The organism is Streptomyces sp. NPDC027189 (assembly GCF_055566975.1).
Genome location: NZ_JBVHRI010000015.1, coordinates 210,281 through 232,348 on the forward strand (window position 1 = coordinate 210,281; position 22,068 = coordinate 232,348).

19 protein-coding genes and 2 pseudogenes are annotated in these 22,068 nt (G+C 70.2%); 12 read left to right on the plus strand and 9 right to left on the minus strand.

Annotated features, from left to right (window positions below):
* Window positions 1–427 precede the first annotated feature (427 nt).
* Window positions 428–1,075, plus strand: a pseudogene (locus ACZ4RZ_RS31510) (P-type ATPase actuator domain-containing protein); the annotation flags it as partial.
* Window positions 1,076–1,102: 27 nt separating this feature from the next.
* Here the strand turns inward: ACZ4RZ_RS31510 and ACZ4RZ_RS31515 are convergent.
* Window positions 1,103–2,332 carry a cytochrome P450 gene (locus tag ACZ4RZ_RS31515; RefSeq protein ID WP_467749717.1) on the minus strand — a complete coding sequence of 410 codons (1,230 nt, stop codon included), beginning with the start codon at window positions 2,330–2,332 and terminating at the stop codon, window positions 1,103–1,105.
* Window positions 2,333–2,617: 285 nt separating this feature from the next.
* On the opposite strand from ACZ4RZ_RS31515, the gene ACZ4RZ_RS31520 reads away from it, so the two are divergent.
* Window positions 2,618–4,573 carry an APC family permease gene (locus tag ACZ4RZ_RS31520; RefSeq protein ID WP_467749718.1) on the plus strand — a complete coding sequence of 652 codons (1,956 nt, stop codon included), beginning with the start codon at window positions 2,618–2,620 and terminating at the stop codon, window positions 4,571–4,573.
* 195 nt (window positions 4,574–4,768) lie between these two features.
* Here ACZ4RZ_RS31520 and ACZ4RZ_RS31525 read toward each other — a convergent pair whose 3' ends face one another.
* From ACZ4RZ_RS31525 to ACZ4RZ_RS31540, 4 genes are all read right to left on the minus strand, one after another.
* Window positions 4,769–6,241 (minus strand): HAMP domain-containing sensor histidine kinase, encoded by a 1,473-nt coding sequence (locus ACZ4RZ_RS31525; RefSeq protein WP_467749720.1) that lies wholly within the window; start codon window positions 6,239–6,241, stop codon window positions 4,769–4,771.
* 90 nt (window positions 6,242–6,331) lie between these two features.
* The gene (locus tag ACZ4RZ_RS31530; RefSeq protein ID WP_467749722.1) at window positions 6,332–7,045 is read right to left on the minus strand and encodes a response regulator transcription factor; all 714 of its coding nucleotides are present in this window, start codon (window positions 7,043–7,045) and stop codon (window positions 6,332–6,334) included.
* Window positions 7,046–7,428: 383 nt separating this feature from the next.
* The gene (locus ACZ4RZ_RS31535; RefSeq protein WP_467749723.1) at window positions 7,429–8,034 is read right to left on the minus strand and encodes an FMN reductase; all 606 of its coding nucleotides are present in this window, start codon (window positions 8,032–8,034) and stop codon (window positions 7,429–7,431) included.
* Window positions 8,031–9,152 (minus strand): LLM class flavin-dependent oxidoreductase, encoded by a 1,122-nt coding sequence (locus ACZ4RZ_RS31540; protein ID WP_467749725.1) that lies wholly within the window; start codon window positions 9,150–9,152, stop codon window positions 8,031–8,033. The genes ACZ4RZ_RS31535 and ACZ4RZ_RS31540 overlap by 4 nt, the downstream gene beginning before the upstream one ends.
* A 139-nt stretch (window positions 9,153–9,291) precedes the next feature.
* Here ACZ4RZ_RS31540 and ACZ4RZ_RS31545 point away from each other — a divergent pair, with 139 nt between their 5' ends.
* The gene (locus ACZ4RZ_RS31545) at window positions 9,292–10,713 is read left to right on the plus strand and encodes an MFS transporter (RefSeq protein WP_467749726.1); all 1,422 of its coding nucleotides are present in this window, start codon (window positions 9,292–9,294) and stop codon (window positions 10,711–10,713) included.
* On the opposite strand, the gene ACZ4RZ_RS31550 is transcribed toward ACZ4RZ_RS31545, so the two are convergent.
* Window positions 10,710–11,600, minus strand: coding sequence for an NADP-dependent oxidoreductase (locus ACZ4RZ_RS31550; RefSeq protein WP_467749728.1), 891 nt, complete (start codon window positions 11,598–11,600; stop codon window positions 10,710–10,712). The genes ACZ4RZ_RS31545 and ACZ4RZ_RS31550 overlap by 4 nt on opposite strands.
* 123 nt (window positions 11,601–11,723) lie before the next feature.
* Between ACZ4RZ_RS31550 and ACZ4RZ_RS31555 the strand changes: the two genes are divergently transcribed.
* A complete protein-coding gene (locus tag ACZ4RZ_RS31555; RefSeq protein ID WP_467749729.1) occupies window positions 11,724–12,131 on the plus strand; it encodes a winged helix-turn-helix transcriptional regulator in 408 nt (135 codons plus the stop codon).
* Here ACZ4RZ_RS31555 and ACZ4RZ_RS31560 read toward each other — a convergent pair.
* A complete protein-coding gene (locus tag ACZ4RZ_RS31560) occupies window positions 12,104–12,601 on the minus strand; it encodes a MarR family winged helix-turn-helix transcriptional regulator (protein ID WP_467749730.1) in 498 nt (165 codons plus the stop codon). The two genes, ACZ4RZ_RS31555 and ACZ4RZ_RS31560, sit on opposite strands and share 28 nt — an antisense overlap.
* 195 nt (window positions 12,602–12,796) lie before the next feature.
* Window positions 12,797–13,267, minus strand: a complete 471-nt coding sequence (locus ACZ4RZ_RS31565; RefSeq protein WP_467749732.1) for a hypothetical protein — start codon at window positions 13,265–13,267, stop codon at window positions 12,797–12,799.
* Window positions 13,268–13,464: 197 nt separating this feature from the next.
* Here ACZ4RZ_RS31565 and ACZ4RZ_RS31570 point away from each other — a divergent pair, with 197 nt between their 5' ends.
* The 5 genes and pseudogenes from ACZ4RZ_RS31570 to ACZ4RZ_RS31590 all read left to right on the plus strand — a co-directional run bounded on the left by ACZ4RZ_RS31570 (window position 13,465) and on the right by ACZ4RZ_RS31590 (window position 17,076).
* On the plus strand, window positions 13,465–13,800 hold the full coding sequence (locus ACZ4RZ_RS31570; protein WP_467749734.1) for a YnfA family protein: 336 nt from the start codon (window positions 13,465–13,467) through the stop codon (window positions 13,798–13,800).
* 95 nt (window positions 13,801–13,895) lie between these two features.
* Window positions 13,896–14,684, plus strand: coding sequence for an SDR family NAD(P)-dependent oxidoreductase (locus tag ACZ4RZ_RS31575; protein WP_467749735.1), 789 nt, complete (start codon window positions 13,896–13,898; stop codon window positions 14,682–14,684).
* The gene (locus ACZ4RZ_RS31580; protein WP_467749737.1) at window positions 14,684–14,860 is read left to right on the plus strand and encodes a hypothetical protein; all 177 of its coding nucleotides are present in this window, start codon (window positions 14,684–14,686) and stop codon (window positions 14,858–14,860) included. The genes ACZ4RZ_RS31575 and ACZ4RZ_RS31580 overlap by 1 nt, the downstream gene beginning before the upstream one ends.
* 37 nt (window positions 14,861–14,897) lie before the next feature.
* Window positions 14,898–15,071, plus strand: a pseudogene (locus ACZ4RZ_RS31585) (tyrosine-protein phosphatase); the annotation flags it as partial.
* A gap of 376 nt (window positions 15,072–15,447) precedes the next feature.
* Window positions 15,448–17,076: an alpha/beta hydrolase gene (locus tag ACZ4RZ_RS31590; protein WP_467749739.1), complete on the plus strand. Its 1,629-nt coding sequence runs from the start codon at window positions 15,448–15,450 to the stop codon at window positions 17,074–17,076.
* Window positions 17,077–17,241: 165 nt separating this feature from the next.
* Here the strand turns inward: ACZ4RZ_RS31590 and ACZ4RZ_RS31595 are convergent, their stop codons facing one another.
* Window positions 17,242–18,435 (minus strand): RtcB family protein, encoded by a 1,194-nt coding sequence (locus tag ACZ4RZ_RS31595; RefSeq protein WP_467749740.1) that lies wholly within the window; start codon window positions 18,433–18,435, stop codon window positions 17,242–17,244.
* Between the two features lie 202 nt (window positions 18,436–18,637).
* Here ACZ4RZ_RS31595 and ACZ4RZ_RS31600 point away from each other — a divergent pair, with 202 nt between their 5' ends.
* The 3 genes from ACZ4RZ_RS31600 (at window position 18,638) to ACZ4RZ_RS31610 (ending at window position 22,030) form a co-directional block, all read left to right on the plus strand.
* Complete coding sequence (locus tag ACZ4RZ_RS31600) at window positions 18,638–19,474, plus strand: DUF3558 domain-containing protein (protein ID WP_467749742.1); 837 nt, start codon at window positions 18,638–18,640, stop codon at window positions 19,472–19,474.
* 147 nt (window positions 19,475–19,621) lie between these two features.
* Window positions 19,622–20,482, plus strand: coding sequence for a DUF3558 family protein (locus ACZ4RZ_RS31605; protein WP_467749743.1), 861 nt, complete (start codon window positions 19,622–19,624; stop codon window positions 20,480–20,482).
* Window positions 20,483–20,644: 162 nt separating this feature from the next.
* The gene (locus ACZ4RZ_RS31610) at window positions 20,645–22,030 is read left to right on the plus strand and encodes a DUF2637 domain-containing protein (protein ID WP_467749745.1); all 1,386 of its coding nucleotides are present in this window, start codon (window positions 20,645–20,647) and stop codon (window positions 22,028–22,030) included.
* Window positions 22,031–22,068 lie beyond the last annotated feature (38 nt).

Here is a 22,068-nt window from a genome sequence, read left to right on the forward strand (position 1 = left end):
TGCCGCTCAGTCTGCGACCGGTTTCGGCCACGCATGCCGCGCCTTGACGCGCCCCTGACGTCTTCTCAGGTCACCTTGACGGGGCTTTGACACCGCTGCCCGATGGCGCGTAAGAGAGCCGCAAATACCTCGCTCCACTGGGCAGTTCGGGCATTCGCCCCGGCTAAATTCTTCTTGGCCGCCGGCGAGGCCGCGGACGTCAGTGGCATGACGGCTTTCCTCCGGAAACATCCATGGAGCCTCGTGGCGGCCGAGCACGCGGCGGCGTTCTCGTCGTCTCGCCGCCGACGTCCGTGCGCAGCTCTGCGGTGCCGGGGCCCCGGCACCGCAGAGCCCGGCGGCCACCAGTCCTGTTGTCAGCTCGACCGGGCGTCGGCGCGCCGCTGGGCGCGTGGGCCCGGTTCCTCACCGACGCCCGAAGGTCCCCATGCATCCCGCCGCTCCCCCGCAGGCACCGCCGACCCGACCTGAACGGGTCGTCCAGCAAAGCGCCCGACGGCGCGCCCCGAGCGGTCTCTTCGAACCCGCCCAGCTCGTCCAGTCCTTCCCCGAGGCACTGCGCAAGCTGCACCCGCGGGTCCTCGTCAAGAATCCGGTGCTGTTCGTCGTCTCCGTCGGAGCCGTCCTCACCACCCTCTCCGCGGTCCTCCACCCGGCCGTCTTCACCTGGGTGATCAGCGCCTGGCTGTGGCTGACAGTGGTCTTCGCCAACCTTGCCGAGGCCGTCGCCGAGGGCCGCGGCAAGGCGCAGGCGGAATCCCTGCGCAAGGCGCGTACGGACACGGTCGCGCTGCGCCTGCGCCACTGGAGCTACGGCACCGACGCGGGGCACGCCGAGACCGAGGCGGTGGCCGCCACCGAACTCAAGCCGCTCGACGTCGTCCTGGTCGAGGCGGGCGAACTGATCCCCGCCGACGGCGACGTCATCGACGGCGTGGCGGCGGTCGACGAGTCCGCGGTCACCGGGGAATCCGCGCCCGTCATCCGGGAGTCGGGCGGCGACCGCAGCGGTGTCACCGGCGGTACGACGGTCCTGTCCGACCCGACCGCAAGGGCGGCCGGCGCTGGGCCAGGTCCGCGTTCCCGCCGGCCGGTCCGGTTCTCAGAACCGGACCGGCAGCCCGATCGGGTAGGTGCCGTCGCCCGCGAACCCGACGCGCTGGAGGTCGCCTCGCTCGACTGCGAGGGTGAGGCCTTCGCGCCGCAGCAACAGCTGTTCCAGGATCACCTCGGTCTGCAGGTTGGCGAGCGCGGCGCCGATGCAGCGGTGCGCGCCGTGCCCGTACGCGATGTGCCCGCCGCCGCGCGCCGCCTCGCGATTGAGGTCGAGTCGCCCGGGGTCTCCGAACGTGCCGGGATCGCGGTTGGCGGCGAGCAGCCCGCTCGTCACACCCTCGCCGCGACGGACCAGGACCCCACCGAGTTCCACATCCTCGGTGGCGTACAGGGTGGCGCCGACGCGGACCGCGGACACATACCGCAGCAGCTCCTGCACGGCGCGCGGCAGCAGTTCGGGCTCGGCGCGCAGCCGTGCCACCTCCTGCGGGTGGTCGAGGAGGGCGAGCACCGCGTCGGTGAGGAAGAACGCCGGCGGCGCGATCCCCGTGTTGATCAGCAGGAAGACCAGCGCGATCATCTCCTGCCGACTGAGCCTCTGCCCCTCCTCCGCCTCCGCGCTGGAGCGCAGCAGATAGGAGGCCAGGTCCTCGGCCGGCTCGGCGGCACGGCGGTCGAGGAGGCCGTCGATGTACGCGGCGAGCTGGTCGATCCCGGGGAGGAAGCGGTCCGGCTCGCCCGACTCGTAGTCACGGATCCAGCCGCCCACCGTCGGCCGGTCCGCCTCCTCGACCCCGATGATTTCGCAGATCACGTTCGTCATCAGCGGGTATGCGAAGGCGCTCAGCAGGTCGAACTCGCTTCCCTTCGCGGCGAGTTCCTCTGTCAGGTCCCCGGCGATACGCTCGATCCGCGGCCGCAGCGCGGCTATCCGGCGCGGCGCGAAGGCCCTCATCACATGGGTCCGCAGCCGGGTGTGCTCCGGCCCGTCGACCATCACCAGGATCTCCAGGTACTGCCGGTACTCCGGCGGCAGCCCCGCGCCGTCGAGCAGCTCCGCGCCGACCCCGCCGCCCTCCATCCCCGCAATCTTCGTCGGATCCCGTACGAACCGGCTGTCGCCGAGTGCCGCCTTGACCACGTCGTAGCGCGCGGCCAGCCACACCGGGGTCCCGGTCTGCGGCAGAGTCACCCGCATCAGCGGCGCGTGGCCGTGCGAGGCGTCGTCCACCTGGGCGTGGGTCAGTTCGAGCGGGGCGGCGGTGGGCTCGGGCATGTCGGTACTCCGCTTCGTGTTCGGTCGGTACACCTGTTCGGTCGGTACACCTGGCTGTGCGCTGCTCCGCATGGTGCGGGGAGGACGGATCAGCACGGTTTCACGGCGGTTTCACGGCCCGGGAAGCGTGACCCGTGAAGGTGCGCGACCGGCCGGTCTTAACGCAGTCTTGACGCGTTCGGCCCAGCTATCCGTGGGCCCGGGGATCACTCTCTGCATACGCTGGTCCTGCCGTGTCCTCGATGGCCGGAACCCTTCGAAGAGCCGTACGTCAGGAGCACGCCGATGGCCGCCACCGACCACGACGCCCGCACGAGCCGCCTGCGCGGGTGGATGCTGGAAGGCCTGTCCGACATGGCCAAGCACCAGCAGGGGGAGCAGGCCGTCGAGCCGGAGCCCGCGCACAAGGGACAGCGCTGGTGGCGGGTGATGTGCCTGACCGGCGTCGACTACTTCTCCACCCTCGGCTATCAGCCGGGCATCGCCGCCCTGGCGGCCGGTCTGCTGTCCCCCGTGGCCACCGTCGTGCTCGTCATAGTCACCCTGGCGGGCGCACTGCCCGTCTACCGGAGGGTGGCCGAGGAGAGCCCGCACGGCGAGGGTTCCATCGCGATGCTGGAGAGGCTGCTGTCCTTCTGGCAGGGCAAGCTGTTCGTCCTCACCCTGCTCGGCTTCGCCGCCACTGACTTCCTGATCACCATCACCCTTTCGGCGGCGGACGCCTCCACCCACCTCGTCGAGAACCCCCATCTGACCGCCACCCTCCACGACAAGCAGATGCTGATCACGTTGATCCTGGTCGCGCTGCTGGGCGCGGTCTTCCTCAAGGGCTTCCTGGAGGCGATCGGGGTGGCCGTGGTCCTGGTGGCGATCTATCTGGGGCTCAACACCGTGGTCGTGATCAACGGGCTGTGGCACGTGATGTCCGCAGGGCATGTGGTCACCGACTGGTCCAGCGCCCTGACCGCCGAACACGGAAACATCTTCGCGATGATCGGGGTGTCCCTGCTGGTCTTCCCGAAGCTGGCCCTCGGTCTGTCCGGCTTCGAGACCGGTGTGGCGGTCATGCCGCACGTCGAGGGCGACCCCGGCGACACCGAGGAGAACCCCAAGGGCCGTATCCGGGGCACGAAGAAGCTGCTGACCACGGCCGCCCTGATCATGAGCGTGTTCCTGATCGCCACCAGCTTCATCACCACTGTGCTCATCCCGGAGAAGGAGTTCGAGTCCGGCGGCCAGGCCAACGGCCGTGCGCTGGCCTACCTGGCGCACGAGTACCTCGGCAACGCCTTCGGCACGGTCTACGACGTCTCGACGATCGCCATCCTGTGGTTCGCGGGAGCCTCCGCCATGGCCGGGCTGCTCAACCTGATGCCCCGCTATCTGCCGCGCTACGGCATGGCCCCGCACTGGGCGCGCGCCGTCCGCCCCATGGTGATCGTCTTCACCCTGGTCGCCTTCCTGGTCACCTGGATCTTCGACGCGGACGTCGACGCGCAGGGCGGCGCCTACGCCACGGGTGTCCTGGTCCTGATGTCCTCCGCGGCGATCGCGGTGACCATCGCCGCGCGCAAGGCCCAGCAGCGCAACTGGACGATCGCCTTCGCCATCGTCTCGGCGGTCCTCCTCTACGTCACCGTCGTGAACGTCATCGAACGCCCCGACGGTGTCAAGATCGGCGCCTGCTTCATCGCCGGCATCATCCTCGTGTCGTTGCTGTCCCGGCTGGCCCGCGCCTTCGAGCTGCGCGTCACCAGCGTGACGCTGGACGACCTGGCGGAACGTTTCGTACGGGACATCGCCAGCCGCCGGATCCGGTTCATCGCCAACGAGCCCGACAACCGCGACATCACCGAGTACCGGGAGAAGGTCGAGCAGATCCGGGCGGACAACGACCTTCCGCCCCAGGAGGACTTCGTCTTCCTCGAGGTCACCGTCCTCGACCCCTCGGAGTTCGAGGCCGGCCTGAACGTACGCGGCGAGGTCCTGCACGGCCGCTACCGCGTCCTGACCCTGGAGTCCTCCTCCATCCCCAACGCCCTCGCCGCCCTCCTCCTCCACGTCCGCGACGCCACCGGCTGCACCCCCCACATCTACTTCGAGTGGACCGAGGGCAACCCCTTCACCAACTTCTTCCGCTTCTTCCTCTTCGGCCAGGGCGAGGTCGCCCCCGTCACCCGAGAGGTCCTCCGCGAGGCGGAACCGAACCGCTCCCGGCGTCCGCGCGTCCACGTCGGCTAGAGCTTTTTCGCCCCCTCCGCCCCTACCCGTCCCGTCCCTGGGGGCTGCCGCCCCCAGACCCCCGCGTACAAGACTGCGCAGTTCCCCGCGCCCCTGAAGGGGCGCGGGGAACTGCGCGACAAGCCCCCACGCACCCGCAGCGGAAAGACAAATACGGGACGGGTAGGGGCGGAGGGGGCGAAAAACCCACCCCCCTCAGCCCTCGTCCGCCGGACCGTCCACGCCCACCGTGAACCCGATCACCGTGCCACCCCCGTCCCGCCGGAAGGCGAACGGCGTGCCCCCGTGGGCGTTGGCCACCTCGCGGACGATGGACAGGCCGAGCCCGGAGCCGGGCAGGCTGCGGGCCTCGGCAGCGCGGTAGAAGCGGTCGAATATACGGACGAGGTCGCCGTCGGCGATGCCGGGACCACGGTCGAGGACCTCGACGCGGACCGGCCCGGGACGACCGGCCGCGGCGCCCGCGTCGACGCCCGCACGGCCACCGTCGGCATCGACGGCGACACGACGGCCGGCACCCATCTCCTCCACGACGATCTCGATCGGCGCCTTCCCCTCCCGATCGAACTTGGCCGCGTTCTCGACCAGATTGGAGATCGCCCGCTGAAGGGCGGTGGGCCGCCCGTCGACCGTCGTGTCACCGCTCACCCGCACGGTGATGTCCCGCCCGGTACGCCGCCGGGCGACGATCGCGACGTCCTCGGCGAGGTCGGCGAGGTCCAGCCGCTGGACGGGTTCGGTGTCGGACCGGCCGGCCGCGAGGGCGACCAACTCGTTGACGAGGTCGGTCAGTTCGCGAGACTCCAGGGCCAGGTCTGCGACGAGTTCCTCGCGGGCGTCGGGCGGCAGCTCGTCGATACGGCGCAGCATGGAGATGTTCGTACGCAGCGAGGTCAGCGGCGTACGCAGTTCATGACCCGCGTCCTGGACCAGTCGCCGCTGGTCCTCCTCGGACTGGGCGAGCCGGCCGAGCATCCGGTCGAAAGAGCGGCCGAGCCGGGCCACCTCGTCGTACCCGGTGACCGGCACCTGGATGCCGAGCCGCCCGGTGCGCGCGACGTCCTCGGCGGCCCCGGCGAGCCGCACCAGCCGCCGCGTTATCCGCCGGGCCAGCCACCAGCCGAACAGCCCCGCCGCGATCACGACCGCCCCGACGAGCAGCACGGTCCGCTGCTGCAGCTCGCGCAGCAGATCCTCCGTGTCACTGAACTGCTGGGCCACCTGCACCGCGCCCCGTCCGCCGCCGAGCGCGACGGTCGCCACCCGGTAGCGGTCACCGGCGACGTCGACGTCCTTGTGCTCCTCCAGCTTGCCCGCCGTCCCGTCGTCGGCGATCGCCCGGTCGGGACTGTTCACGGGCAGCGGCGGGTTGCCGCGGTCGACGATCGCGCCGCCGGGCCCGAGCACCTGTACGTCCGTACGGCTCGGCCGGATGATGTCGTCGAGCGGCCCGTCGTGATCGGGGTCGGACGACGCGAAGTCGCCCGGCTGCAGCGGGTGCTCGCGCACCTGGTCGCGCAGGTCCTGCACGACCTCGGCGAACACGGTCTGCTGGTCCACGCGCACGAGCCGGGCGGCGGCGTCGTAACTCAGGAACCCGACGAGAACCGTCACGGCGGCGGCGACGGCCGCGAAGGACACGGTGAAGGTGGCCCGCAGGGAGGACACCCGCCGAAACCGGGGCCGGGCAAGCCGGAGCGGCCTGCGAAACCAGGTGGATCCGGGCGAGCCGGGGGATCTAGTGGAGCCGGGCGGCACTCAGTCCTCCCTCAGTACGTACCCCACGCCCCGCACCGTGTGGATCAGCGCCGGCGCTCCCGGCTCGTCGAGCTTGCGCCGCAGATACCCCACGTACACGGCGAGGTTCTTGGAACCGGGACCGAAGTCGTAGCCCCAGATCCGGTCGTAGATGGTGGCGTGGTCGAGGACGATGCCCGCGTTGCGGACGAGCAGTTCGAGGAGCTCGAACTCGGTCCGGGTCAGCTCCAGCTCCCGCGGCCCGCGCCAGGCGCGCCGCGCCTGGATGTCCATGCGCAGCCCGGCCGCGACGACCTGCCCGTCGGGCTCCTTCGACGGCGGTACGTCGACGGAGGTGCCGTTCGCCGCGTCCGTGCGGCGCAGCAGGGCGCGCAGCCGGGCGAAGACCTCCTCGACGTCGAACGGCTTGACCACGTAGTCGTCGGCGCCCGCGTCCAGGCCCGCGATGCGGTCCGCGGTCTCGACGAGCGCGGTGAGCATCAGGATCGGCGTGCGGTTGCCCTCCGCGCGCAGCACGCGGCACACCTGGAGCCCGTCGATGCCGGGCATCATCACGTCCAGGACCAGCACGTCCGGTGGGGTGCGGTGGGCCTGGGCCAGCGCCTCCACCCCGTCGGCGACCGCCGTCACCTCATAGCCCTCCAGTGCCAGCGCCCTTTCCAGGGCGTGACGGATGGCACGGTCGTCCTCGGCGAGCAGCACATTCTGGGGCACCCCACCAGTCTGCCAAGCCCTCGGCCGGGTACCACCTGATGAGAGCCCCCGCGACCACCCTTCTTACCCGCCTCTCACCACGTCCCGGCGCGTCGCCTTACCTCTCCCGGTCACTGTGTCCCGTATGTCAGGACGGCCCGGCCCTGACACGCCCCGGTCGCCCCGAGGACTCCCCGGCTCGGGGCCGACCGGAGCGCAGGGGCGGCCGGGGCGGCTTCTTTCGCCCCTGTCGCGCAGTTCCCCGCGCCCCTGTTCAGGGGCGCGGGGAACTGCGCAATCTTTCAGCGGGGGTCTGGGGGCGCAGCCCCCGGGGACGATGGGGGTCCCCCCGCTCGAGCGAAGCCGAGAGTGGGGGAGGGTAGGGGCGGCGGGGGCGAAAAACCCTACGGCCGCAACGCCCCCAGCTGCTGCTCGAACGGGATCACCTCGAAGCCACCCCCGCCCCTGACCGGGGCCGCAGCCGCCGCCGGCACGGCCCCCATCAACCCCGCCAACTCCCCCGCCGCCCGCTCAATCCGCTCGGCCAACCCCTCCGCCCCCCAGTCCTCCGAAGCCGCGTACACCCCGGTCGGCACGACCACAGCCCGCAGATACGAGAAAAGCGGACGCAGCGCGTGTTCAAGGACCAGCGAGTGCCGCCCGGTACCACCGGTCGCCGCGATCAGCACCGGCTTCCCGGCGAGCGCGTCCTTGTCCCCGACGGTCAGCACGTCGAAGAAGGACTTGAACAGCCCGCTGTAGGAGGCGGAGAAAACCGGCGTGACGACGATGAGACCGTCCGCGGACGTCACCGCGTCGATCGCGTCGGACAGCCCCGGCCCGGGAAAGCCGTTCGTGAAGTTGTGGGCGATCTCAACGGCGAGCTCGCGCAACTCGACGACCTGGACGTCGGCAGCCGTGCCCCGGGCCGCGGCGGCCGCCAGCCGGTCGCCCAGCAGCCGCGTGGACGACGGAACACTCAGCCCCGCCGAGACGACGACGAGCTTCATACGACGGTCACTCCCTCCGAAGCCTCTGAAACCTCCGACGCCTCCGAAGCGGCGGCGGCCACCCGAGCCGCATGCGCCGGCGCCTCCGGCACATCAGCCGCCCGCCCCTTGGCGAACTCCTCGCGCAGCACCGGCACGACCTCCTCGCCCAGCATGTCGAGCTGCTCGAGGACGGTCTTCAGCGGCAGCCCCGCGTGGTCCATCAGGAAGAGCTGGCGCTGGTAGTCACCCGCGTACTCGCGGAAGGACAGCGTCTTCTCGATCACCTGCTGCGGCGAACCGACGGTGAGCGGAGTCTGCTCGGTGAAGTCCTCCAGGGACGGCCCGTGCCCGTACACCGGCGCGTTGTCGAAGTACGGCCGGAACTCCCGTACCGCGTCCTGCGAGTTGTGCCGCATGAACACCTGGCCGCCCAGCCCGACGATCGCCTGTTCGGCCGTGCCGTGCCCGTAGTGCGCGTACCGCTCGCGGTAGAGCTCGACCATCCGCTTGGTGTGGTCGGCCGGCCAGAAGATGTTGTTGTGGAAGAAACCGTCGCCGTAGTACGCGGCCTGCTCGGCGATCTCCGGCGAGCGGATCGAGCCGTGCCAGACGAACGGCGGTACGCCGTCCAGCGGCCGCGGCGTCGCGGTGAACGACTGCAGCGGCGTGCGAAACTTGCCCTCCCACGTCACCACGTCCTCGCGCCACAGCCGGTGCAGCAGCGCGTAGTTCTCGATGGCGAGGTTGATGCCCTGGCGGATGTCCTGCCCGAACCAGGGATAGACGGGCCCGGTGTTGCCGCGCCCCATCATCAGGTCGACCCGGCCGTCGGCCAGGTGCTGGAGCATCGCGAAGTCCTCCGCGATCTTCACCGGGTCATTGGTGGTGATCAGGGTCGTGGACGTGGACAGGACGAGCTTCTCGGTGCGCGCGGCTATGTAGCCGAGCATCGTGGTCGGCGACGACGGCACGAACGGCGGGTTGTGATGCTCACCGGTCGCGAAGACGTCCAGTCCGACCTCCTCGGCCTTCTGCGCGATGGCGACCATGGCCTTGATGCGCTCGTGTTCGGTCGGCGTCCTGCCCGTGGTCGGATCGGGGGTCACATCACCGACGCTGAAGATCCCGAACTGCATGGTCGCTCACCCTCCAAGTTGTTTACGATTCAACTATACCCCCTAACGACCACACCCCGGCCGGTATTCCGCACATCTCGCGCACCCCCTCCGGCTAATCGCTTGACCCAGTCACCCGCCATGCGTCAGATTTACCTGCGTGACACAGACACTGCACGACACAAAAGAAACCTCGCATCCTCCCGCCCGAACCCGCTGGGCCATCCTCGGAGTGGTCCTCGCCGCCGACGTCCTGGACCTCCTCGACGGCACCATCACCAACATCGCCGCCCCGACCATCGCCGAAGACCTCGGTGGCGGCACCGGCCTCATCCAGTGGCTCGGCGCCTCCTACGCCCTCGCGCTAGGCGTACTCCTCGTCCTCGGCGGACGTCTCGGCGACAAGTACGGCCGCCGCCGCCTCTTCCTCGCCGGACTCGGCGGCTTCACCGTGGCCTCGGTCGCGTGCGGCCTGGCGCCGACCCCCGGCACACTCGTCGCCGCCCGCCTCGCACAGGGCGCCTTCGGCGCGCTGGTCATCCCGCAGGGCTTCGGCATCCTCGGCGCCGGCTGGCCCCGGGACCAGATCGGCAAGGCGTACAGCCTCTTCGGCCCGGTGATGGGCCTCTCCGCCGTCGGCGGCCCGATCCTCGCCGGATTCCTCATCGACACCGACATCGCCGGCCTCGGCTGGCGCTCGATGTTCCTCATCAACCTCGTTCTCGGCGGCGCCGCCCTCCTCGCCGCCGCCCGCGTGCTCCCCCGCGACACCGGCGACCGCACGGTCACCGTCGACGGCCCCGGCTCCGCCCTCCTCGGCGCCACCATGCTCGGCCTGCTCGCCGGCCTCATCGAAGGCTCGGCACACGGCTGGACCCCCACGAGCACCGCACTCGTCGCCGCCGGAGTCGCCCTCTTCGCCGCCTTCTGGCACCGCCAGCGCACCGCGGCCAACCCCCTGATCCAGCCCTCCCTCCTCCACAACCGGGGCTTCACCTCGGGACTCGTGCTCGGCATCGTCTTCTTCGCCGCGGTCGCCGGACTCCTCTACGTCGTCTCACTCTTCCTCCAGCAGGGCCTCGGCCGCTCACCCGCGGGCGCCGCACTCGGCCTGATGCCCCTGTCCGCCGGCATCGTCATCGCCTCGATCGCCTGCTACCGCCTGATCGGCGCACTGGGCCGCCGCCTCGTCCTCATCGGCCTGCTCATCACCCTCGCCGGGACCGGCTACCTGCTCGCCCTCGTCTCCACCTCCGGCGCGAACACCGGCAGCTGGGCCCTGGTCCCGCCGTTGCTCGTCGTCGGCCTCGGCATGGGCACCTGCTTCGGCTCGGTGTACGACGTCACGGTCGGCGACATCGCCGCCGACGAGGCCGGCAGTGCGGGCGGCTCGCTCGGCGCGGTCCAGCAGCTCGCCAACGCGATCGGCGCCGCCGCCGTCACCACCGTCTACTTCAAGGCGAACGGCGGCGAACCTCACGCAACCACCGTGAGCCTCACCGCCGTCGCCGCCGTCACCCTCCTGTGCTGCCCCCTCGTGGGCCTGTTGCCGCTCAAGGCCCCGGAGGAACAGCATCACTAGGGCTGGAGGACCAGCCGCCCCCGCAGACCGCCCTCCGCCAGCCGGGCGTGCGCCTTGGCCGCCTCGTCCAGCGCGTACGTCTCGGCGACCCGGAGCGTCAGCACCCCCTCGTCGACGAGCGCCGCCAGCTCCGCGAGCCGCGCCCCGTCGGCGGCGACCTCCACCGAGCTGGTCCGCACGCCCCGCGCGGACGCCGGGTGGGCCCCCGGGATGACCCCCACGAACGCGCCACCGTCCCGCACCCACTCCAGCGCCGCCTCGCCGAGGATCGCCGCGTCCAGCACCCCGTCCACGCTGCCCGGCGCCACGGCACCCGACACGAACCGGGCCGCCCCCAGCGACCGTACGAGCTCCTCGTCGGCCTCCCGGGCAAGGGCGGTCACCGACAGCCCGCGGTGCGCGGCGAGTTGGACGGCGTAGCCACCGACCGCGCCCGCCGCACCCGTGACCAGCAGGCTCTGCCCCGGCTCCAGTCCCAGCAGATCGAGGGCCTGCGTGGCGGTCAGGGCGTTCAACGGCAGGCTCGCCGCCTGCACCGCGTCCACCGAGGCGGGCGCCTTGGCCACGGCATCGGCGTCCACGACCACGTAATCGGCGTGCGTACCAAGGGACTTGGCGGGGCCGTAAGCCAGCGCCACCACCTCATCGCCCACCGACCATCCCGTCGCCACACCCGTGGCATCGACGGTCCCGGCCACGTCCCACCCCAGCCCCAACCGCTTGCCCGCACCCCCGAAGCCGCCCGCGCGCACGCCCGCGTCGACCGGATTGAGCGCGGCCGCCGCGACCTTGATCCGCACCTGCCCAGCAGCCGGCTCCGGCACCTCGACCTCGACGATCTCCACGGCTTCCGGACCACCAAAAGCGTTCACAACCGCTGCACGCATGGCAACTCTCCCCATCAATGATGATTTGCGTGGGTTTCTTTCCCGTTGCAACAACCCTATGAACAGTTACTATCCATTGGTAAGTAGGCACCTGAAAGTGCGTACGTCACCCGGAGGTGAGCCATGGCGACCACGATGGCGGCCCAGCGACGCGAGAAGGCGCGCGCCGAGTACGACGCGTTCATCAAGAGCTGCCCCACCAACCAGCTCCTCGACCGCATCAGCGACAAGTGGGTCAGCCTGATCGTCAGCGCACTCGCCGCAGGGTCGATGCGCTACAGCGACCTCGGCCGCAAGATCGCGGGCGTCAGCCCCAAAATGCTGACGCAGACACTGCGCTCACTGGAGCGCGACGGCATCGTCACCCGCACCGTCACCCCGTCCGTACCGGTCCGGGTCGACTACGAACTCACGCCCCTGGGCATGAACTTGAGCTGCCTGCTCACCGCCGTGAAGGACTGGGCGGAAAGGCACATCGAGGAGGTCAACGAGGCACGCGACCGCTACGACGCGTCCTCCGAAGCCTCCTGAAAGTCCCCGCCCCGCAGCCGCGCGATCTGCTCCGCGCTGAAGTCGACCGTACGGCGCATATGCCCGATGATCAGGGCGAGTTCCGCATCCTCAAGCCCACCGAACAAGGCATACCACCCGCCCCCCAGCCGGTCCCACATCCGCCCGAACTCGGCGATCTTCTCGGGCACGGTCGCCACGAGCACCCGCCGCCGGTCCACCGCGTCCCGCTCCCGCACGACATACCCGGCCTTCTCCAGCCGGTCCACCAGCCGCGTCGCCGAGCCGGTCGTGAGCCCCGTCAGCTCGGCGATCCGCCCCGTGGTCACCGCCCCGTCCTCCAAGCTGAGCAGATTCAAGCACTGCAGATCCGTCGGATGCAGCTTCAGATGATCAGCAACGGCCTGATTGAAGAGCGCGTACGACGCCATATAGCGACGCGACACGACGGACAGCTCATCGAGCAGCCGTTCCCGCACGTTCCCCGTCATCACGCACACCCTTCCCCTGCGCCAAACAGAAATCGTACGACGCAGACACATCCGACGGACGCCGCAGCCACCCACCGAAGAACCCCCTGCGCCCAGCCGCCCCCACACACCCGCGGCCGCGAACGTGCCGAAGGGGCCGTGCCCCCGCGGGCGCGGGCACTGGCACAAGCGCGGGGACGGACGCAGGCACCCCCGCTAGAACACATACGAATCCCCCGTATCCAGCGCCAGCACCCGCTGCCGGTCATTGGCATGGTTGCGATCCACCGCCCCGCCACCCCACACCGTGTCGATCTCGAGAGTCACCTCGGACGGCACCCCCTCCAGCCGCACCGTCACTTCGATCTCCTCCCCCAGCGCGTCCGCGGCCAACGCCCCCGTCCGGCACACCACCGTCCGCTCCCCCGCCCGCGCGCACTGCTCCGGCAGCCGCTGCGCATCCGCGAGCGGAGCCGACCAGCGCAGCCGCACGGTCGCGTCGGGAACGGCGGTCGGCCCGTGGTTCTGCGGGGTGAACCGGACGTCGACGCTCCCGGCCGCCATGGACACGTACCCGTGATAGGCGAGATCGGCCTCGGGAGCCAGGGCGTAGCCCGGCGACGCCGCACCCCCCAGCAGAAACGCCCCCGAACCCACCACGCCCAGTACTCGCATCCCCATCCGCATGACGTCATTTCCTTCGCTAGACCGACAGGTCGTCAGGTGATCGAGCCACCGCCGGGCGATCGAGCCACCCTCCGGTGATCAGGCCACGGTCAGGTGATCAGCCGACCGTCACGGGATGTATCCCACCCCTGGCCGCCGACAGGCGCCGTCCATCAGGTGACGCAATCCCCCACACGGCCGCATGCGAAAGTGACCGCATGCTGATCGTTCGCTCCGCCGCCCTCTTCGTCGTCGCCGCGCTCTTCGAGATCGGCGGCGCCTGGCTGGTCTGGCAGGGCGTACGCGAGCACCGCGGCTGGCTCTGGATCGGCGCGGGCGTCATGGCGCTCGGCGTCTACGGCTTCGTGGCCACCCTCCAGCCGAACGCCGAGTTCGGCCGCATCCTCGCCGCGTACGGCGGAGTCTTCGTGGCCGGCTCGCTCGCCTGGGGCATGGTCGCGGACGGCTACCGCCCCGACCGCTGGGACGTCACCGGCGCGCTGATCTGCCTCGCCGGAATGGCCGTCATCATGTACGCGCCACGCGGCAGCTGAACCCGCTGGACCCGAAACCCGGACAGTTCGACGCCACCGCCCACCACCTGCCTATCCTGGCGAAGATTCCCGCACACCCGCCCGAGGAGCCAAAAATGACCGCGCCGTCCGCGCCCTCCGCGCCGTCCGCCCCCTCCCGCATCGCCGTCATCACCGGCGCGAGCAGCGGTATCGGCGCGGCGACGGCCCGGCAGCTCGCCGCGGCCGGCTACCGCGTCGTGCTGACCGCCCGCCGCAAGGACCGCATCGAGGCGCTCGCGGAGGAGATCAACGCGGCGGGCCACCAGGCGGCGGCGTACGCCCTGGATGTCACGGACCGCGCGGCGGTCGACGAGTTCGCGACCGCCTTCAAGACGGTCGGCGTCCTGGTCAACAACGCGGGCGGCGCGCTCGGCGCCGACCCGGTCGCGACGGGCGACCCGGCCGACTGGCGCCAGATGTACGAGACGAACGTCATCGGCACCCTGAACGTCACCCAGGCCCTCCTCCCCGCCCTCACCGCGAGCGGCGACGGCACGGTCGTCGTGCTCTCCTCCACCGCCGGCCACGGCACCTACGAGGGCGGTGGCGGCTACGTCGCCGCCAAGCACGCCGAGCACGTCCTCGCGGAGACCCTCCGTCTGGAGATCGTCGGCATGCCCGTCCGCGTCATCGAGATCGCGCCCGGCATGGTCAAGACGGACGAGTTCGCGCTGACCCGCTTCGGCGGCGACACGGAGAAGGCGGCGAAGGTGTACGCGGGCGTGGCCGAACCGCTGACCGCCGACGACGTGGCCGACACCATCACCTGGGCGGTCACCCGCCCCAGCCACGTCAACATCGACCTCCTGGTCGTACGCCCCCGCGCACAGGCGTCGAACACGAAGATTTACCGGGAGTCGTGATGCCGGAACCGGCAGACGCCGACGACGGCACAGCCGACGCAGCCTCCAGGGACCCGCAGCGCCTGGCCCTGGAGAAGAAGCGCGAGCGCATGGTCTGGTACTACCTCGCGTACTTCCTCTTCGGCATCCACATCGTGGCGTTCGTCATGATCTACGCGGTGACGCACGCGAAGTGATCGCGGCGGGCGCAGGGCCGACATACGCTCCCGCGGTGTGAACAGACACATACTCTTCGAACGTCTGCACAACTTCCGCGACTTGGGCGGATACCGGGCCGAGGACGGCAGAACGGTCCGCCCGGGCCGCCTGTTCCGAGCGGACTCGCTCGGCAAACTGGCCCCGGGAACGCCGGACTGGGACCGCTTCCTGTCCCTCGGTATCCGCACGGTCGTGGACCTCCTAGCCCCCAAGTTCGACGGAACTCTCGCCGTCCTGCGCATCCGTCGAGGCTTCCGCCACGGCGGCCACCTCACCTTCCATCGGGCCCCCGGCTCCGAACACCGCGGCAGGATCCCGGCCAGTGTCCTGCTCTCATCACCTATCTCACCTTTCTCCGAATGTGACGCGGTTACGGGCCGTGCGCCCGGACCGCGGACGCGATCCGACGCCGGGCGCGGTCGCCGGCGGCCACGGTGGCAGCGGCTCGGCCATTCGGCTGCGGTCGGCTCGCGCGCGTTGCCGGACCGCGGTGCTGTTGACACGGAGGCGTGCCGACGTCGAGCGCATGGGGGGCGTCGGGCGCTCAGCCGTGAAAGGACAAGGCATGCACATATCCGGGCCAATAGCGGGCCGACGGAGTTGCGCCGCGGCCATCGCCGCGATGATGGTCTGCTCGACGGCACTGACCGGGCTGGACCTCGCCGCGGCCGACGGCACGCCGACACCTTGGGTGCCCGCCCCGAAGCTGGACTGGGAACCCTGCGTTCAGGGCAGCCGGTTCGACTGCGCGACCGCGAAGGTGCCGCTGGACTACCACGACCCCCGCGGCCGCACCGTCGAACTGGCGGTCGTGAAACGGAAGGCAACCGGCCCCGGACGGCGCATCGGCACCCTGTTCTTCAACCCTGGCGGACCCGGCGGGTCCGGAACGGTCCAGATGCCACAGAATTACGAGTTCTTCCCGCGGGAGGTGCGGGAGCGGTTCGACATCGTCAGCTGGGACCCCCGCGGGGTCGGCAACAGCACCGCGGTGAACTGCTTCGCGAGTCGCGAGGATACCGACGCCTGGAATGCGAGCAAACCGGCCGGCTTCCCGGTCGGCGAACAGGAGCGGAAGACCTGGATCGCCGCGTACAAGGATCTGGCCCGGCGCTGTCAGCAGCGCGACCCCGAACTCCTGCGCCATGTGTCGACCGCCGACACCGCGCGCGACCTCGATCAGCTCCGCCAGGCGGTGGGCGACCCACAACTCACCTACCTCGGGATCTCCTACGGCACGATCCTGGGCGCCACCTATGCCAACCTCTTCCCCGGCAAGGTCCGCGCCATGGCCTTCGACAGCAACATCGACCCGCAGGCCTGGACGAATCACGCCTCCGACGACGACCCCCGGCTCACGACATTCCTGCGCATGGGCGCGGACCGCGGCGCGGCAGCAGTCCTGGACAAGTTCCTCGCCCTGTGCGGGTCCACCACCACCGCCCGCTGCGCCTTCTCCGCCGGCAGCCCCAGAGCGACCCGGGACAAGTTCGACCAGCTGATGCGGCGGCTCCGGGAGCATCCCGTGGGCGCATGGACCTATGGCCGTACGGTCGGTGACGTGGTGAACAGCCTCTACGTCGTCAATTCCGGATGGACGGACCTCGCCGGCAGGCTGCAGGACCTGTGGCAGGGCCGCGCCCCGGAGCCGTCCCCTCTTCCACCCGCACCACCGGTCCCGAATCCGAATCCGTACCTGGGCGGCGAGCAGGCCGCTGCGGTGTTCTGCAGCGACAGCCCCAATCCGCGTGACCCCGCTGCCTACCACGCCATGGAGGAGGCCGGCGCGACCCGTGCGGGCGACGTCGGACGCTACTGGACCTGGGCCGCCGAGGCGTGTGCCACCTGGCCGGCGGTCGCCGCCAACCGCTACCGCGGCCCGTGGAACAAGCCGACGGCACACCCCCTTCTGGTGGTCGGCACCACCTACGACCCCTCCACTCCCTACTCGAACTCGCAGGCCATGGCCAAAGAACTGGCCAACGCCCGCCTGCTCACCAACAACGGGTACGGGCACACCGCACTGATCAACCCCAGCAGCTGTATCCAGGCCCACGAGAGCCGCTACTTCATCGACGGCACCCTCCCGCCGGTCGGAACAACGTGCCGACCGGACACGCCCCCCTTCTCCGCACCCAAGCCGAGCGGCGGCGTCGCCACCGGCGGCGGAGCGATGGCCAGCATCGTCTCCTGAGCCGGCGGCTGCCCGAGGCCAGGGCACGCGCCGACTCGATCGAGCTCCAGAGCGCCCCGGGATCCGTAGCGCGCCACTTTGCCACCAGGTCCGAGACCCCTCGCTCACAGCGAGAGCCCCGGACTGCTGAGTCCGGGGCCGTCGGTCAGGTGGAGTGGCTGGGTGTCAGCCCTTCACGCAGACGACCTGCTTCAGCTTCGCCACGACCTCCACGAGGTCGCGCTGCTGGTCGATGACCTTCTCGATCGGCTTGTAGGCACCCGGGATCTCGTCCACGACGCCGGCGTCCTTGCGGCACTCGACGCCCTGGGTCTGCTCTGCCAGGTCGCGCGTCGAGAAGCGGCGCTTCGCCGCGTTGCGGCTCATCCGCCGACCCGCGCCGTGCGACGCCGAGTTGAAGGCCCTCTCGTTGCCGAGGCCCTTCACGATGTACGAACCCGTGCCCATCGAGCCCGGGATGATCCCGTACTCGCCGGAGCCCGCGCGGATCGCGCCCTTGCGGGTGACGAGCAGCTCCATGCCCTCGTAGCGCTCCTCGGCCACATAGTTGTGGTGGCAGGAGATCTCCTGCTCGAAGGTCGGCTTCGCCTTCTTGAACTCCTTGCGGACCACGTCCTTCAGGAGCGCCATCATGAGGGCGCGGTTGTGCTTCGCGTACTCCTGCGCCCAGAACAGGTCGTTGCGGTACGCCGCCATCTGCGGAGTGTCCGCGACGAAGACCGCGAGGTCACGGTCGACCAGACCCTGGTTGTGCGGGAGCTTCTGCGCCACACCGATGTGGTACTCGGCCAGTTCCTTGCCGATGTTCCGCGAACCGGAGTGCAGCATCAACCAGACGGCTCCGGTCGTATCCGTGCAGACCTCGACAAAGTGGTTGCCCGAGCCGAGCGTTCCCATCTGCTTGGTGGCGCGCTCCTCACGGAACTTCACCGCCTCGGCGACCCCGTCGAACCGCCCCCAGAAGTCGTCCCACCCGGCCGTGGCCATCCCATGGAACCGCCCCGGCTCGACCGGGGACTCATGCATCCCCCGCCCCACCGGAATGGCCTCCTCGATCTTCGACCGAAGCCGGGACAGATCCCCCGGCAGATCATTGGCCGTGAGCGAGGTCTTGACCGCGGACATCCCGCACCCGATGTCGACCCCCACCGCCGCGGGACACACCGCGTCCCGCATGGCGATGACGGAGCCGACGGTCGCGCCCTTCCCGTAATGCACATCGGGCATGACGGCCAGGCCCTTGATCCACGGCAGGGTCGCCACGTTCTGGAGCTGGCGCAGTGCGACGTCCTCGACCGACGCCGGGTCGGTCCACATGCGGATGGGAACCTTCGCCCCCGGAACCTCTACGTACGACATATCGTCCTCATTCCCCCGGAAAACAGCAGAAGTCGTAAATCGCAAAACCGGCGCCAAGGTCGACGTATGGGACAACGGACCGGCGTCCACGGCAGTGCGTGCGATACACATTGTCTCCAGGGGCCGCCCCCACGCGGCAACCGAATAACCACAGGACACCCCGACCGCAGGTCCGTCGGGCACCGTCGAGAGGAGCCTGACCGTGCAGCGGAAGGCGTACGTACCCGGCATCGCCGTGCTCCTCGCGGCACTGCTGGCGGGCTGCACCGGCGGTTCGGGCAGCGGCGGCTCGGCGGACGACTCCAAGGGGAGCAACACCGGTACGACGGCACCCGCGGCCCAGCCCGGCAAGTACCGCACGCTCCCGGAGGCCTGCGGGGCGGTCAGTCACGACAGCCTCGACTCGCTGCTGCCCGGGATCAAGCAGATCGCGGACGCGGAGACGCGCGACAAGGCATACGACGGCGAGGCCACGCTCACCTACGACACCGACCGGCGCGACGGCTGCCGCTGGAAGGTGGAGTCCACGTCCGCCACCGATCACCTTCTCGTCGACTTCCAGCGCGTGGTCTCGTACGACAACGCGGTGAGCGACGCCAACAAGGCCGAGGAGATCTACGGGGGCAAGGAGACGGCGGCCGACCTCCCCGAGCCGGCCGACTCCAGTTCCAGCCCGACTTCGAGTACCGACACCGCGACCCCTTCCTCCCCCTCCTCGTCCGCGTCCGCGTCCTCGTCCGCGTCCTCCTCCTCCTCGTCCGCGACCGCGACCGCCTCCCCGAGCGAGACCCCCACCGATCTCCAGCCCCGTACGCTCGACGATCTCGGCGACGAGGCGTTCCTCAACGACAGGCTGAGCCCGGCGTCCTCGGCGGCCCGGCAGCGCACGGTGACTGTGGTGTTCCGCACGTCGAATGTGATCGTGACGATCGAGTACGCCGAGCAGCCGACCGCGTCCACCGACGCCCCGGACAGCAAGGAAATGCAGGACAGGGCGCAGAAACTGGCACAGAAGCTCGCGGACACGCTCAACGGATAGGGGGGCCGCGGCGCCTCCCGGCCCCCTCGCTCAAACCCCTCGAACCGGAAACGCACAGCCGCCTCACCGCGTACCGTGGCCCCTCGGACCCGACCGGTCGCACGTTCCATGTGCGGCCGCACCACGAGCGCCACGAGTGAAGGAACCATGCACCGACCAGTACAGCGAGTAGGCCGAGCACCGCGACTCACCCGCATCCTTGTCAGCGCAGCCGCCGTCCCGGTGATGCTTGTCGCCGCCGGTTGTTCCTCGGACTCCGGCTCCGGTGACGACGCCAAGAAGGGCGCCGGTGCGAGCCCCGACGCGAAGGCGTCCGCGAGCGCCTCGGCGAACGCCGTCAAGCCGGCGGCGTACGCAAAGCTGCCCGAACCCTGTTCGGTGCTGTCGAAGAAGACGCTGGGCGAACTGGTCCCGAAGGGCGCCAAATCCGGCAAGGAGGGCAAGTCGGACGATGTGGCGACGCGCGGCAACTGCTACTGGAACAGCCTCGACAACAACGGTGTGAAGGGCTCGCAGTTCCGCTGGCTGAACGTGGCCCTGCTGCGTTTCGACTCGGACTCGCGCGGCGAGGGCGGCCAGCAAGCGCACAAGTACTTCGAGAAGCAGGTCACGGGCGCCCAGTCCGTGGCGGGCGCGAAGAACACGAAGTCGCAGCCGGTGTCCGGGACGGGCGACGAGGCGACGGCCGTGAGCTACGACCTGAAGAAGAAGGAAGGCTCCTTCAAGCAGCAGACGATCGTGGCCCGTGTCGAGAATGTCGTCATCACCCTCGACTACAACGGCGCCGGTCTGGCGGGCGAGAAGACCCCGAACGCCGCAGACCTGCTGAAGGCGGCCGAGAAGGCGGCGAAGGAGGCGGTGGCCGCGGTGTCCGCCGCGAACCAGGGCGGGGGCGCCACGGCGAGCACCTCCCCGTCGAAGTCGGCCTCCCCGTCCAAGTCGGCGTCGAAGTCCGCCTCCCCCGCCAAGTCGGCGTCGCCGTCCAAGTCCGCGACAAAGAAGAGCTGACGGACATCTGGCACCGCCCGGGGCTCAACTCGTAGCCCCACCAGGCCATTTGCAGGAGCCCGGCCCCGCGGGAACCGGGCTCCTTCCATACCGCGCGCCCGTGCGACACACACATGTGCCACCCTGTTGCGCGCAACAACACGCAAGGGGAGGGGAGTACGGGTGGCCGCGCCCATTCAGCTCACACGTCTGCACCGGATACTCATCGGCGTGGTCGTCACCGGTGCGGTCATCATCGCCGGTATCGGCTTCGCCGGTTCGTACGCCGCCGTCCGCGAGCTCGCCCTCAAGAAGGGCTTCGGGAACTTCGCGTACGTCTTCCCGATCGGCATCGACGCGGGCATCTGCGTCCTGCTCGCCCTGGACCTGCTCCTGACCTGGATCAGGATCCCCTTCCCCCTCCTGCGTCAGACGGCATGGCTGCTGACGGCGGCGACGATCGCCTTCAACGGCGCGGCGGCCTGGCCGGACCCGCTGGGCGTCGGCATGCACGCCGTCATCCCGGTGCTGTTCGTCGTCTCGGTCGAGGCGGCGCGGCACGCGATCGGCCGCATCGCGGACATCACCGCCGACAAGCACATGGAGGGCGTCCGCCTCACCCGCTGGCTGCTCTCCCCCGTCCCCACCTTCCTCCTCTGGCGCCGCATGAAGCTGTGGGAACTGCGCTCCTACGAGCAGGTCATCAAGCTGGAGCAGGAACGCCTCGTCTACCAGGCCCGCCTGCGCTCCCGCTTCGGCCGCGCGTGGCGCCGCAAGGCCCCGGTGGAGAGCCTGATGCCGCTGCGGCTCGCCCGGTACGGCGTCCCGCTCGCGGAGACGGCCCCGTCGGGTTTGGCGGCAGCGGGCATCGAACCGGCACTGCTGCCGCCGGTGCAGCAGCAGCCGGAGCTGGAGGCTGTGGCCGACACGGCTGCGGGCGATCGTGCCGCCGGGGTGGCGCCCGTCCCGAATGGACCGGCACCTCAAAGCGAGCAGCGCCCTGCCCCCGACGCCGACCAGAGCCTCGAGTACCTGCAATACGTACAGGCCCAACAGCAGTACGACCAGCAGCAGTATGCGCAGGAGCCGCAACAGGAACAGCCGGAGTCGAGCCCCTGGTTCCAGGCCCAGACCCCCCAGGAGATCGTCTACGAGGGCGGCTACGACCCCGCGTACGCCCCCGAGGAGCAGTACCAGCAGTGGTACGAGGAGCAGCAGGCGCAGGCGTACGAGCCCGGCCCGGAGGAGACGGGCAGCTTCCCCATCCCGGCGGGCCCCGGCCGCACCCGGCAGCTGGGCGAGGGCGGCGCCCCCGAGCCGGAGCAGCTCCCCATCCCGGCCCCGAGGGAGGAGCAGTCCCCGCTGGCCGACGAGAAGACCCGCGAGGAGAGCTTCTACCAGGTGTTCCGCCAGTCGATAAACGGTCAGGGCCTGCCCACGAAGGGTGAGTTCGGCAACAACGTCGAGGCCACCTACAACATCACCCTCACCGACAGCGAGCTGAGGCGCTACATGACCCGCTTCCAGAACCGCTTCAACGCGGAACTGGAGGAGGACCACATCGCGTAGGCACATCAGCACGTACGACGGAGGGGGCTCCCGGTGAT